General features: G+C 65.3%; 15 protein-coding genes. 8 read left to right on the top strand and 7 right to left on the bottom strand.

Annotation, left to right across the window (positions count from 1 at the left end):
* Positions 1–15 precede the first annotated feature (15 nt).
* The 5 genes from QP941_RS05345 (at position 16) to QP941_RS05325 (ending at position 4,526) form a co-directional block, all read left to right on the top strand.
* Entirely contained in the window at positions 16–1,011 is a 996-nt protein-coding gene (locus tag QP941_RS05345; RefSeq protein WP_502869196.1) for a metal ABC transporter solute-binding protein, Zn/Mn family, read from the top strand.
* Complete coding sequence (locus tag QP941_RS05340) at positions 1,011–1,712, top strand: metal ABC transporter ATP-binding protein (RefSeq protein WP_284868271.1); 702 nt, start codon at positions 1,011–1,013, stop codon at positions 1,710–1,712. Before QP941_RS05345 ends, QP941_RS05340 begins: the two co-directional genes overlap by 1 nt.
* Positions 1,690–2,604, top strand: a complete 915-nt coding sequence (locus QP941_RS05335; protein ID WP_284868270.1) for a metal ABC transporter permease — start codon at positions 1,690–1,692, stop codon at positions 2,602–2,604. The genes QP941_RS05340 and QP941_RS05335 overlap by 23 nt, the downstream gene beginning before the upstream one ends.
* Before the next feature lie 11 nt (positions 2,605–2,615).
* On the top strand, positions 2,616–3,452 hold the full coding sequence (locus QP941_RS05330) for a CE1 family esterase (protein ID WP_284868269.1): 837 nt from the start codon (positions 2,616–2,618) through the stop codon (positions 3,450–3,452).
* A gap of 63 nt (positions 3,453–3,515) precedes the next feature.
* Positions 3,516–4,526, top strand: a complete 1,011-nt coding sequence (locus QP941_RS05325) for an HNH endonuclease signature motif containing protein (protein ID WP_284868268.1) — start codon at positions 3,516–3,518, stop codon at positions 4,524–4,526.
* Positions 4,527–4,541: 15 nt separating this feature from the next.
* Here QP941_RS05325 and rlmB read toward each other — a convergent pair whose 3' ends face one another.
* From rlmB to QP941_RS05300, 5 genes are read right to left on the bottom strand one after another with little or no spacing between them, the layout of a single operon-like run.
* Positions 4,542–5,489, bottom strand: coding sequence for a 23S rRNA (guanosine(2251)-2'-O)-methyltransferase RlmB (rlmB, locus tag QP941_RS05320; protein ID WP_049377351.1), 948 nt, complete (start codon positions 5,487–5,489; stop codon positions 4,542–4,544).
* A gap of 22 nt (positions 5,490–5,511) precedes the next feature.
* Positions 5,512–6,900 (bottom strand): cysteine--tRNA ligase, encoded by a 1,389-nt coding sequence (gene cysS / locus QP941_RS05315; RefSeq protein WP_284868267.1) that lies wholly within the window; start codon positions 6,898–6,900, stop codon positions 5,512–5,514.
* A gap of 44 nt (positions 6,901–6,944) precedes the next feature.
* A complete protein-coding gene (gene ispF, locus QP941_RS05310; protein WP_284814421.1) occupies positions 6,945–7,427 on the bottom strand; it encodes a 2-C-methyl-D-erythritol 2,4-cyclodiphosphate synthase in 483 nt (160 codons plus the stop codon).
* On the bottom strand, positions 7,420–8,169 hold the full coding sequence (gene ispD, locus QP941_RS05305; protein WP_284868266.1) for a 2-C-methyl-D-erythritol 4-phosphate cytidylyltransferase: 750 nt from the start codon (positions 8,167–8,169) through the stop codon (positions 7,420–7,422). The genes ispF and ispD overlap by 8 nt, the downstream gene beginning before the upstream one ends.
* Positions 8,141–8,725, bottom strand: a complete 585-nt coding sequence (locus tag QP941_RS05300) for a CarD family transcriptional regulator (RefSeq protein ID WP_005325718.1) — start codon at positions 8,723–8,725, stop codon at positions 8,141–8,143. Before QP941_RS05300 ends, ispD begins: the two co-directional genes overlap by 29 nt.
* Positions 8,726–8,917: 192 nt before the next feature.
* On the opposite strand from QP941_RS05300, the gene QP941_RS05295 reads away from it, so the two are divergent.
* Together QP941_RS05295 and radA are read left to right on the top strand one after the other, a co-directional pair.
* Positions 8,918–9,505, top strand: coding sequence for a hypothetical protein (locus tag QP941_RS05295; RefSeq protein ID WP_239278222.1), 588 nt, complete (start codon positions 8,918–8,920; stop codon positions 9,503–9,505).
* A 73-nt stretch (positions 9,506–9,578) separates the two neighbouring features.
* On the top strand, positions 9,579–10,949 hold the full coding sequence (radA, locus tag QP941_RS05290) for a DNA repair protein RadA (RefSeq protein WP_284868265.1): 1,371 nt from the start codon (positions 9,579–9,581) through the stop codon (positions 10,947–10,949).
* 3 nt (positions 10,950–10,952) lie between these two features.
* Here radA and QP941_RS05285 read toward each other — a convergent pair whose 3' ends face one another.
* Both QP941_RS05285 and QP941_RS05280 read right to left on the bottom strand, forming a co-directional pair.
* Complete coding sequence (locus tag QP941_RS05285) at positions 10,953–11,657, bottom strand: hypothetical protein (protein ID WP_239278224.1); 705 nt, start codon at positions 11,655–11,657, stop codon at positions 10,953–10,955.
* 64 nt (positions 11,658–11,721) lie between these two features.
* A complete protein-coding gene (locus QP941_RS05280) occupies positions 11,722–12,336 on the bottom strand; it encodes a carbonic anhydrase (RefSeq protein ID WP_284768851.1) in 615 nt (204 codons plus the stop codon).
* Positions 12,337–12,371: 35 nt separating this feature from the next.
* Between QP941_RS05280 and QP941_RS05275 the strand changes: the two genes are divergently transcribed.
* Complete coding sequence (locus QP941_RS05275; protein WP_005325704.1) at positions 12,372–13,232, top strand: iron-sulfur binding domain-containing protein; 861 nt, start codon at positions 12,372–12,374, stop codon at positions 13,230–13,232.

The following is a 13,232-nucleotide window of genomic DNA, read 5'->3' as shown; positions in this document are numbered from 1 at the left end:
CATATTCAATTGACAATGGTTCCCATCAAACGCACACTGGAAGCTATGCATACCTCACTTCGCGCATCCGCAGCCCTCCTCGCAGCCGGTGGCCTCCTGCTGACCGCCACCGCCTGCTCCTCCGACACCGAGGACTCGGCCGCCGAGCCGGGCGCCCAGAAGAAAATCTCCATCGTTGCGTCCACCTCCATCTGGGCCGACGTCGCCCAAGCCGTGGCCGATACCGCCTCCGGCGTGGACATCGAGGTCAAGCCCATCGTCGAGGGCAACGGCGTTGACCCGCACCACTTCGAACCTTCCGCGGCCGATATCGCCAAGGCCGAGGACGCGGACCTGCTCGTGGTCAACGGCGGCGGCTACGATTCCTGGATTTACCAAGCCGTCTCCGACCAGGACAACATCATCTCCGCCTTGCCGCTCACCGATCACGGCAAGCTGGCCGATGACCCCAATGTCATGACCATCGACGCCGCTAAGGCCACCGCCAAGAAGGACCCGGAGAAGGTCACCAATATTGAGGGCAACGAGCACATTTGGTACGACCCGGCCGCGCTCGACGAGGTCGCAGGAAATATCGCTGACCAGATCAACGAACTCAATACCGATGCCAACGCCAGCACTGAGCGCGTGGACTCCCACGTCGACCGCCTGCGCGACAAGCTCAAGGAACTGCCGGGCGACCTCTCCTACGCACAGACCGAGCCGATTGCGGACTACATCATGAAGTACACCTCCGGCAAGGATGTCACCCCAGAGGGCTACCGCAAGGCCACTATTTCTGAGGGCGAGCCCACCGCGGCCGACCTCGCCGCCTTCACCAAGGCGATTAAAGAGGACAAGGTAGACCTGCTCATCTTTAACCCACAGACCGAAACCGATACCGCCGGCCGCATTAAGTCCGCCGCGGAGGATGCGGACGTCTCTATCGTCGAAATCGGCGAGACCCCGCCGGATGGCAAAGAATTCTGGACCTACTATGACGAGGTCACCGATTCCCTGGGGAAGCTCTAGTGCTCATCCAGTTTCATGACGCAGCGGTTGCCCCGCTGTGGTCCAGCCTTAACCTCGCCGTTGACCGCGGCGAGTTTATCGCCGTTTTGGGCCCCAATGGCGTGGGCAAATCCACCCTGCTCGGCACCATCTTGGGAACCCGCAAGCTCACGGCCGGCAGCGTCGACGTTAACTGCCGCGTCGGCTTTATCCCGCAGCAACGCATGTTCCCGGCCGATCTGCCCCTGCGCGCCCGCGACTTAGTCTCGCTCTCCCTGGCACACGGCGCTTTCCGACGCCGCCGCCCACCCCGCCATCGCGTCGACGAGCTCCTCGCCGAGGTCGGTGCCACCGGCCTGCGCGACCGCCGCGTCGGCCAGCTTTCCGGCGGCCAGCAGCAGCTCATCCGCCAAGCCCAAGCGCTGGCCAATGACCCCGAGCTCATCCTCGCCGACGAGCCGCTGCTCTCGCTCGACCCGGCGCGCCAGCAGGCCACCGTGGACAAGCTGGATGCGCTGCGCCGCGAGCGCGGTACCTCCATCATGTTCGTCACCCACGGAATCAATCCGGTGCTCGGCGTGACCGATAAGGTGCTCTACCTCGCCCCTGGCGGCCATACCTTCGGCACCGTGGATGAGGTCATGCGCTCCGATGTCCTTTCCGAGCTCTACGGTTCCAAGGTCAACGTCTTAAACGTCGATGGGAGGCTTATCGTTGTCTAGCTTTGTAGAAGACACCCAGTACCTGCTCAGCGTGGACTTTGTGCAGTCCTCGCTCATCGCCTCCGCGCTGCTGGGCATCCTGTCCGGCGTGATGACCTCGCTCATCGTGTTGCGCCAGATGTCCTTTTCCGTTCACGCCACCTCCGAGCTCGCGCTCATGGGCGCCTCGGCCGCACTGCTCTTCGGTCTCAACCTCGGCTTCGGCGCCGTGGCCGGCGCCATCGTGGCCGCCATCATCCTCGCCGTGCTGGGCTTCAAAGGCCAACAAGACAGCGCCATCGGCGTGGTCATGAGCTTTGGCCTCGGCCTCTCGGTGCTGTTTTTACACCTCTACCCCGGCAACGCGAATACCGCGATGACGTTGCTGACCGGCCAAATCGTCGGCGTCTCTTCGGCCTCGGTATGGCTCTTGACCGCGACCACCGTGGTCATCCTCGCCGCCGTAGCCATCCTGTGGCGGCCCATGCTCTTCGCCTCGGCCGACCCGGTCATGGCCCAAGCCGCCGGCGTACCCACCCGCTTCATTTCCGTCGCCTTCGCCGTACTGGTGGGTCTCGCGGCCGCGCAGTCGGTGCAAATCGTCGGCTCGCTGCTCGTCATGGCGCTGCTCATCACCCCCGGCGCGGCGGCCGTGCAGATTACCTCCTCGCCCCTGCGCGCGGTCATGTGGGCCACCATTTTCGCCGAGGTTTCGGCCGTCGGCGGCTTTGTCTTGTCGCTCGCGCCCGGCCTTCCGGTCTCGGTCTTTGTTACCACCATTTCTTTTGTCATTTACTTGGTGTGCCGCCTCATTGGCTGGCAGCGCAATAAAAAGGCGGTGCGTGACGAGGTCGCCGCGCAGCGCTTCCACGCCGACTGCCACAGCACCGCCGAAGAGCACCACGCCGACTAGACTGGGCGGCTATGCACGTACACCGCCGCACCGCGGATGTGGATGGCCGCACCCGCCGCTTCCTCGTCATCGCGCCGGATAACCCCGGCCCGCGCCCGGACCTCTTGCTCTTCTTCCACGGCTCACTGCAGTCCGGCAACGTGATGCGCCGTTTTACTAACGGCACCTTCGACGAGCTTGCCGACGCCACCAATACCGTCCTCGTCTACCCCGACGGCATCGACCGCCATTTCAACGATTGCCGCAGCATCCTGCCGGTCACCGCCCGCGCGGAGAACGTGGACGATGTAGCCTTTACCGCCTTCCTCGTCGAGGAGATGCAGCGCGAATTCGGCACCGACCGCACCTTTGCCTGCGGCTACTCCAACGGCGGGCAGATGGTGCTCCGCCTGCTTTTCGACGCCCCCTTTAGCCTCACCCGCGCCTGCATTTTCGCTTCCACCCTGGGCGAGGGCGACAACCACGCGCCCAGCAACCCGGCCGATTACAGGCCTACGCCACTGCTGTTTTTCCACGGCACCGCCGACCCGTACGCGCCTTATGAGGGCGGGGTCGCCGGACTGGATGCCGAGCGCACCCGCGGCCGTGTGCTTTCCGCGCCGGCCACCGCCGAGCACTTCGCGCTGGCCAATGGCTGTCAGCCACCCCGCGACTACCACCCCACCACGGATGTCACCGCCACCGCATACGACGGCGATTTCCCCGTCGAGCTGTGGACCATGGAGGGCCTCGGCCACGTGATTCCCTCTAGCATGAAAACCGACCCACGCATAGGCCCAAATACGGATTCCTTCCGCGCTGTGGATAAGGTCCGCGAGTTCTTCGGCCTCGACGACGCCGAGGCCTAGTTATCCACACCCGCCCCCAACGCACCTCGCGCCGGCATGCACCCGCACTTAACGTGTGGAGCCGTGAACGCGCTACAGAAATTCTTGACAGGCCTGGCCGCCGGCATGGACATTATCGCCGACTGCCACGGCCTTACTAAGCGCGCGCTTATCGACGCCGGCTGCCCCGACACCACCGCCGCCCGCCTCCTTACCCTCGCCGATACCTACTTCGGCCCCACCGCCTTTCGCCGGCTCCAGCGCGAATCCATCGCAGCGGCGCGCACCAACGAGCACAGCCTCACCGCGCTGCTGGCCATCGAGCGCCACGCCACCAAGCTGAAGAATAAGCGCCAGGCCTGGGCGCTGCGGCGGGAGCTATGTGGGATGAAGGGGGATGGGTCGGACGTCGACAAGCAGGGGCGCAAACGCGTGCGCGAGATTAAAGGTCCGCCGCAGCGCAAGCCTGGAGTCAAGCTCTACCGCCGCGCCGAAGGGCCGTGGACCATGACGATTACCGGCAAGTCTGCGGACATCGCGGATATGCACGCCGCGCTTGATAAGGACGCCCCGCTCGATTCGGTGCGCAAGATTTTCCAAGGCGACGCCGCCGCTTCCCCCACGTCCGTGACCACCACTGTGGTGCTGCGCCTGGACGAACTCGACCGCGTCGTCGACACCGCGGGCGATGACATCACCCTGCAACTGACCAATGGCGCCCGGATGACCGGCGCGGACCTAGTGCGCCGCGCCTTTACCGCGCACGGCTATGTCACCCTTATCCACCCCGTTAAAGGCCCGGTTAACCTGTACCGCACCGAGCGGCTCGCCTCCCCCAAGCAGCGGACCATGGCCGCTGCGGAAAACCCCACCTGCCCGTGGCCCCAGTGCAATTACCCCGCCGATGAATGCCAAGTCCACCACCTCACCGCGTGGCGCCACGGCGGCGAAACTAACCCCGAAAATCTCACCATCGCCTGCCCGTATCACAACGGCGTCAACGACGATGACCCCAACGCCCCGCCGCTGCGCGGCCGCCTGGCCAGGGTGAATGGAACCATTAAGTGGCTTCCACCCTGGGCGGAAAGCGGCTAAAAACCTAGCTGGAGGTTACTGGGCCGCGCGGCGCTGGCGTGCGAATTCGGAGAGCACGGAACCGGCCGCGACGGAAGCATTGAGGGACTCGACCCAGTCCGTCATCGGGATGGACATGATGACGTCGCAGTTTTCGCGCACCAAGCGGGAAATACCTTTGCCCTCGGAGCCGATGACGATGACTACGGGATCCGTCGCGCCGTTATAGGTATCCAGCGTGTGCTCGCCGCCGGCGTCCAGGCCGACGACCTGGTAACCGCTCTTTTGGAATTGCTGCACGGTGCGGGTGATATTCGTCGCGCGGGCAACCGGCAGGCGCGCCGCCGTGCCGGCCGAGGTACGCCACGCCACGGCGGTCACGGACGCAGAACGGCGTTCAGGGATGATGACGCCGTCACCGCCGAAGGCCGCCACGGAGCGGATGACCGCGCCGAGGTTGCGCGGGTCGGTGATGTTATCCAGGATGACGAACATGCCGGGGCGCGCGTTTTCGGCCGCACGGGCGATGAGCTCGTCGACGTCGGCGTACTTATACGGCGGAATCTGCAGCCCGATACCTTGGTGCATGCCGTTACCGGTCATGCGGTCCATCTCGTGGCGTTGCACCTCGATGATGGGGATATTGCGGGTATTGCACATGGCCACGGCCTCGGATAGTCGCTTGTCGTTGCGGGTACCGGCCACGATGTAGAGCGTGGTGGCCGGCACCTTGGCGTGCAGACACTCGATGACCGGGTTGCGGCCCACGACCATCTCGGCGGTCTCCTTCTGGTGGCGACCCGAGTTGCGGCGCTCGCGTTCCAGCTTGGCCTTGTGCTTGGCGTGGTAGATGCGGTCCTCTGCCTTGGGCGTCGGGCCCTTACCGGCCAAGCCCTTGCGGCGCTGGCCGCCGGAGCCCTTGGTTGCGCCCTTCTTATTGGTCTTGCGGATTCCCGCGCCACCGCGGCCGTGGGTACGTGCCATAATTTATGTCCTTTCGGAGTGCTTAACGCTGCGCCAGCGACCAGGTCGGGCCGTCTGGGGTATCGGTGATGGTGATGCCGGCGGCCGCAAGGCGGTCACGGACGGCGTCGGCAGTAGCGAAGTCCTTGTCCGCGCGCGCCTGGGTGCGCCGCTCCAGCTCAGCTTGTACCAGCGCATCCAGCGCGGCATCCGCCCCGCTAGCTTGCGCTCCATCTTCCCACTCCAGCGGGTCAAAGCCAAGTACGTGCGCCATCGCGCGGACCTGGCTGGCCAGCGTGCGCGCCTCGGCCTCATCGCCGGCCGCGAGCGCCTTATTGCCGGCGCGGACGGTGGTGTGGATTTCCGCCAAAGCCTTGGGCACCGCGATGTCATCATTCATCGCGTCTTCAAAGCCCTGCGTCCACTCGCCAAGCTCCAGATCGTCGAAGTGGCCGAGGAAGTCCTCGATGCGGCGGTAGCCGGCGGCGGCCTCGGTCAGCGCGGCTTCGGAATACTCCAGCACGGAGCGGTAGTGTGCCGAGCCCAGGTAGTAGCGCAGCTCCACCGGGCGCACCAGCTCCAGCATATTCGGGATGGACAGCACGTTGCCCAACGACTTCGACATTTTCTCGCCCGACATCGTCACCCAGTGGTTGTGCATCCAGTAATTAGCGAACTTATCGCCGGCTGCATGCGACTGCGCTATTTCGTTCTCGTGGTGCGGGAACTGCAGGTCTAGACCGCCGCAGTGGATATCGAAATTAGAGCCCAGGTAATAGGTGGACATGGCCGAGCACTCCAGGTGCCAGCCAGGGCGGCCGTCGCCCCACGGGGTAGGCCAGCTGGGCTCGCCCGGCTTCGCGGCCTTCCACAGGGCAAAGTCCTGGGCGCCACGCTTGGCGGAATCCTCGCCTTCGCCCTGCTCCATTTCCTCTACCTTGTTGCCGGACAGCGAACCATAATCGGAGCCTCCGGCCTTGGTCCAGGCGGCGACGTCGAAGTAGACGGAGCCGTCGGCGGGGTAGGCAAAGCCGGCGTCGATAAGCCGCTGCATATAGTCGACCATCTGGGTGACAAAGCCGGTCGCGCGCGGCTCTACCGAAGGCGGGATGACGCCCAAGGTGTTATAGGCCTTAGTGAACTCGCGCTCATACGTCGACACCCACTCCCACCAGGGGCGATTATTCTCGGCCGCCTTGGTGAGGATCTTGTCATCAATATCGGTGACGTTGCGCACCAGGGCTACGTCATAGCCTTGGGCGAGCAGCCAGCGGCGCAGGATGTCGAAGGCGACGCCGGAGCGCAGATGCCCGATGTGCGGCTGGGCCTGCGGGGTGGCGCCGCACAGATAAATCGAGGCGTGGCCGGGGCGAATCGGCTCGAAATCGCGTTGGCTGCGGGTGGCTGTGTCATAAATGCGCAAAGTACTCACGCCACCCAGTCTAATTGACGCGTGCGCGGGGTTAGTGTGGTGGGCTAGGCGCGCCAGACGACGGCCGTGGCAACCGCCGCGCGGCCCTCCTTCCGGCCGGTAAACCCCATATGGTCCGTCGTCGTAGCAGAGACGGACACGGGGGCACCAAGGATTTCGCTCAGTACCGCTTCGGCCTCTTCGCGGCGCGGGCCCATCTTGGGGGTCTGGCCGATGAGCTGGGCGGCGGCGTTGCCGATGATAAAGCCTTCGGATTCGAGCAGTTCGCGGCATTCGCGCAGCAGTTTCGCTCCGGATACGCCATCGTATTCGGGCCGGCCGACGCCCACGAAGGAGCCGAGGTCGCCGAGGTGGGAGGCGGATAAGAGGGCGTCGACAAGCGCGTGCGCTACGACGTCGCCATCGGAATGGCCCTCGCAGCCATCCACGCCCTCGAAGAGCAGGCCGGCGATCCAGCAGTCCTTGCCGGCCTCGATCTGGTGGGCGTCGGTGGCGATACCAACGCGCGGGATAATCGGGTTAGTCATGGGTCTCCTCGGTCAGGGCGTGGGCCAGGGTGAGATCGATGGGCGTGGTGATTTTGAACGCCAGGGTATCGCCTGGCACGGTTGCCACGCGCTCGCCGTGCCATTCCATGAGGCTGGCGTCATCCGTGGCGGTAAACTCCGGCCGCTGGGCCCAATAATCCAGGTTGGCTTGGCGCAGCGCAGAAAGGCGAAATGCCTGCGGGGTTTGCACGGCGCGCAGGCGGGAGCGGTCGGGCGTGCTCACCACGGCGTCAGCCGCGACTTCCTTGATGGTATCGGCCACGGGAACAACCGGCACGGCCGCGGGGGCACCTTCGAGCACGCGCTTGGCGACGCCCCGCACCATCGCCGCCGGAGTCAGCGCCCGGGCCGCATCGTGGATGAGCACCACGGCGTCATCGTCGGGAATTGCTTGCAGGCCGGCCCACACGGAATCGGCACGCTCGCTGCCGCCGTGTACGAGGCGGATGGGCGCGGCGTTGGTGGTGTCTTGAGCGCCTGCGATGCCGATGCGGCCGATGATGCGGGCGGCCTCAGGCTCCATGTCTGGGCTGACCAGCACAATGACCTCATCGACCACGCCGGAGGCCAGCAGCGCGCGCACGGAGCGCTCCAGGAGGGTGCGCCCGCGCAGCTCGACATACGCCTTCGGCACCTCGGCACCGAGGCGGGTGCCCTGGCCGGCGGCCGCGATGAGCGCGATGACGCGCGGTTTAGTCTTCGTCGTCGAAGGAGAGGTCATCGAGATCGATGTCGTTGTCGATATCGGTGGTGATGGACTTATCGTCTACCAATCCGGCCGCGCGGTGGCGCTCGATGGTGGCATCGATTTCTTCCATCATGGTGTCGGCCTTTTTCTCATCGACCGGCTTGGCCAGCGCGAGCTCGCCCACCAGGATGGTGCGGGCCTTGCCCAGCATGCGCTTTTCGCCGGCCGAAAGGCCGCGGTCCTGGTCGCGACGCCACAGGTCGCGAACAACCTCGGCAACCTTATTGATATCGCCGGAGGCCAAGCGCTCCTGGTTAGCCTTATAACGGCGGGACCAGTTGCCGGCCTCTTCAACGTCCTCGTCACGCAGCACGGAAAAGACCTTTTCCAGGCCTTCCTTGCCCACGACGTCGCGCACGCCGACGTTATCGGCGTTCTTGATGGGCACGCGAACGACTAGGTCGGACTGGTTGATGTGCAGCACCAGGTATTCCAGCGTCTCGCCGCCCATCTCGCGGGTCTCGATATCCTCGATGACGGCCGCACCGTGGTGCGGGTAGACGACGACCTCGCCGACCTTATACTCCATTGCCACTCCTTGTGTTCCCGATTTATCCCGGTTGACTAAGGCCGCTATTTTATCACGCACGGCCGCCCCGCCTGCGGATACCCCCGTATACCCCCACGGTCTACCCGCCCGGTTTGGGACAAACTGTGTACTTTAATGCGAAAGGGACTAGGCTAAAGCGTTGATAAGCCCTGTGATCGCAATTGATGGAGGATGCTCAACGTGCAGTCCCTGAAGTCCGCCGCCCGCCGCGGTGCCATTATTTCCGTTACCGCCGTCTCCGCTCTGGCGCTGGCTTCTTGCTCGGCGGGCCAGGTCACCCAGACCGCCGACAAGGTGGCTGCGGTCGATGGCGCTTCTGCAAGCACGGAAGACAACAAGGTTGCGGTTCGCGATGTCACCATCTTGGTAGAACCGGACGGCACCGCTGCTCTGAAGTTCACCGCCGTAAACCAGGGCTACGATACCGATGTCATCTCCCTGGAGTCCGTCAAGGTCGATGGCCAGCGCGTAGAGATGGACAAGGCTCAGCCGCTGCACCGCGACCAGTCCATCATCGCGGATTCCCAGAAGAACCTGGACGCCACCACCCAGCAGGATTCCGAGACCGTCCAGTACATCGCCACTACGCTGAAGAACGATGACTTCGGCTACGCCGGCAGCCGCCCAGTCACCTTCGAGTTCTCCAACGGTTCCATCGACGTGGACGCCACCATTGCCGCCACCCAGATGCAGTCCGGCGAGTTCGACCGCGACGTCGAGTCGTCCGAGGGCTACTCCTCCGAGGCTCCAAAGAACTAAGCCCCACCGCCCAAAAGTCTCGCCTCCAGCCCGTTTCGGGCCGGGGGCGTTTATGTGTTTTAGGCTAGAAGCCATGGCCAAGAAATCTCGCCCTATCCACACCTGTTCCGAATGCGGCTACGTCTCGCCGAAGTGGCTCGGGCGCTGCCCCGACTGCGGGTCCTGGGGCACATTGGAGGAACGGGCGCCGGTGGTGGCCGGGCCGGGGGCTGCGGGGGCGTCGGCAAGCAAGGGCGTAGCGCCGTCCAGCCCGGCGCAGCCGATTACCAAGATTGGGGCGCAGGCGACAAAGACGGTGCGCACCGGCATCGGCGAGCTCGACCGCGTGCTTGGAACCGGCATCGTGCCGGGTTCGGTGGTGCTTATGGCCGGCGAGCCCGGCGTGGGCAAATCTACGCTGCTGCTGGAAGTAGCCTCGCGGTGGGCCCAGCTCGGCCGCACCGTGCTCTACGCGACGGCCGAGGAATCCGCCGGCCAGGTCCGCTCCCGCGCCGAACGCACCGGGGCGCTGCAGGAATCGCTGTACTTGGCGGCCGAGTCCAACCTGGACGCGGTCTTTGGGCACGTGGATAAGCTCAAGCCGAGCCTTATCATCGTCGATTCGGTGCAGACAATGCACGCCGTGGGCGTGGAGGGCGTATCGGGCGGCGTGGCACAATCGCGCGCGGTGACGGCCGCGCTGACCTCACTGGCGAAGTCCACCGGCATTCCGGTGCTCCTGGTGGGCCACGTGACCAAAGACGGCAACGTGGCCGGCCCGCGCGTGTTGGAGCATCTTGTCGACGTCGTCTTAAACTTCGAGGGCGACCGCCAATCCAGCCTGCGTATGCTGCGCGGCATCAAGAATCGCTTTGGCGCCACCGATGAGGTGGGGTGTTTTGAGCAGACGGCCGGCGGCATTCGGGAAGTCGCAGACCCTTCCGGGCTGTTTCTCTCGCACCGCGGCACGACGCCGGATGGCTCGGCCGTAACGGTCGCGATGGACGGCGTGCGGCCGATCCTCGCGGAGGTGCAGGCGCTGACGGTGGATCCGGTGGCGAAGAACCCGCGGCGCGTGGTGACCGGGCTGGACTCCAACCGCGTGCCGATGGTGCTTGCGGTGCTGCAGGCACGCGCCGGCCAACGCACCAACGATAAGGATGCTTATGTCGCCACGGTGGGTGGCATGCGGATTACGGAAACCGCCACGGATCTGGCGGTGGCGCTGGCAACGTGGTCCTCGCTGCACGAGCAGCCGCTGCCGGCCAAGACGGTGGTCATCGGCGAGGTGGGCCTGGCCGGCGAGTTGCGGCCGGTGCCCAATGTGGAGCGGCGCTTGATGGAGGCCGCGCGGCTGGGCTACAAGAACGCGATTGTCCCGCGCGGGGATATCGAGCCGGTAGAGGGCATGCGCGTGCACCAGGCTGGGACGCTGGGGCAGGCCATCGCCGCGGTGTCGGAATAGCGCCTAGCGCAGCGTGAAGTCCTGCGGCGGGGAGGAGTTATCGCCGATGACGGTGTGGGCGAAGTAGGCCCCAGGTTCGGCCGCGGGGCGATCGGTGCACTCGCCCGGCTTGGAGGCCTGGCGGGACCATTCGGCCTCGAATTTCACGTCCTTGCCGGCCGGGAAGGTTTGCGAGCCGGTCTGCACGGAGGCGTAGCAATCCGTATCGGACCACACGCGCTGGTTATCGGCCATCTTGTAGACCTCGAAGCGCAGCAGGTTCTTGTCCAGGTCGATTTTGCAGTCCGCGGCCGTGGGGTTGGTGACCGTCATGAAGAACTTCGGCAGCTCGCCTTCCGGAACGGAATAGTTCAGCATGGAGGTGCGCACGTCGAGGTCCGCGAGGTCGCAGGTCTTCTTTGCTGCTTCGGAGCTTGCAGGCGCAGCGCTCGACGGTTCGCTTTCGGCCGCCTTGCTTTCCGACGCCCCCTCGGCCGACGCCTCCGCAGCCGTCTCCGAGGCAGCTTCAGAGGTCTCCGGGGCGGCAGAAGACGAGGTCTGCTCCGGCGTGGGCGCAGGGGCGGCGGTATCGGCCGGCTCATCGCTGCTACCCCCGAAGGCGGCCACGGCCGCCCAGATCAGCACCACGGCCAGAACGAGCACGATGATGAGCGCCGCCACGCGGCGTCGCTTGTAGATCTCTTCAGGTAGGGGCTTTTTCTGCGTCACGCTGTCAATTTTAAGCGGTGTGCGCGGGCCGGTGCGCTAAGCCCGCGCCGCGTGTCAGGCTGGGTTATTCCACCCCGAAGGTCTGCAGGGTTTCCACGCTAGAGTCTTCCAGCAGGTAACGCGCGCCAATAACGCCCAGGACGCGCTCGTCTAATAGGCGGCGCACGTTGGGCACGCTGGCCACCAGCTGGGCGACGGTCTGGCGGGTGTGTTCCCGCTCGACGTCGTCAGTCGTGGCATTCGGGCCCGCCACCAGCGCGGAGGCGGCGACCTTCTCGATAATGGGTCGCTGCAGGCCGGTGGGCAGTTCGCCGCCGGCCACGAAACCGGTAGCCGCGCCGACCGCGCCACAAGATTGATGGCCGAGGACCACCAGCAGGTTGGGCTTGAGGGCGGCGAGGGCGTAGTCGAGGGAGGCCAGGACGGCGTCGTCAAGAATGTGGCCCGCGGTGCGGATGACAAAGGCATCGCCGAAGCCGATGTTGAAAACGTGCTCGATAGGGGCGCGGGAATCGGAACAGGAAATGACCACCACGCGGGGATCCTGGCCGTGAGTTAGGCCCTCGCGGTTATAAATCTCGCGCACGTCGACGGTCTCGCCGTCCAGCACGCGCTGATTTCCCGCCTGGAGGGCCTCCCATACGGCCTGCGGTTCGTGGGCAACATTACGTAAAGGCATAGGCCACATTCTAATGCCCTAGACTATCTCCCACGATGGATTCGCAAGCTCTTCTTTCCTGGTTCGATGCCAATGAACGCGACCTGCCGTGGCGCCGGCCTGGCACGAGCGCGTGGGGTGTGCTGCTCAGCGAGGTCATGAGCCAGCAGACGCCGGTCGCGCGCGTGGCTCCGGTGTGGGAGGAATGGATGCGGCGCTGGCCCACCCCGGCGGACTTTGCTCAGGCCACCCGGGCAGAAGTACTGCGCGCCTGGGGCAAGCTGGGCTATCCGCGGCGCGCGCTGCGCCTGTGGGAGTGCGCGGCGGCCATTGGCGAGGGCGAGGTACCGGCGGACGTCGATAAGCTGCTGCGCCTGCCGGGCATCGGTGACTACACCGCGCGCGCCGTGGCCTGCTTCCACTATGGGGTCAACGTACCGGTGGTCGATACCAATGTGCGCCGAGTGTATGCGCGCGCGGAGGACGGTAGGTTCTTGGCACCGCAACCGTCGAAGCGGGAGTTGGCGGCCGTAGCGGAGCTGTTGCCGGCCGAGAACGGGCCGCGTTTTTCGGCCGCGCTCATGGAATTGGGAGCGCTGGTGTGCACGGCGAAGAATCCTTCCTGCGAGCAGTGTCCGCTGCGCGCGAGCTGTGCGTGGCAGCTCGCTGGCCGGCCGCAGCCCAGTGCAGAGGAGCAGGCACGGGCAAAAAAGCGCGTGCAAAAATTCGTCGGCACGGACCGACAGGTGCGCGGCAAGATTCTGGACGTTCTGCGCGCGGCGGAGCGGCCGGTGCCACAGTCCGAGATTGACGTTGTCTGGCCCGATGCGGCGCAGCGCTCCCGGGCGTTGGCTTCGCTGCTTGCCGACGGCCTCGCCGAGCAAAACGACGCCGGCCTGTTCCACCTCCCTATTTAG

Origin of the sequence: Corynebacterium sp. MSK150 (assembly GCF_030229215.1) — a bacterium.
Classification (GTDB): Bacteria; Actinomycetota; Actinomycetes; order Mycobacteriales; family Mycobacteriaceae; genus Corynebacterium.
The sequence above is the reverse complement of the archived record's forward strand: the minus strand, read 5'-3'. Positions and strand labels throughout refer to the sequence as shown.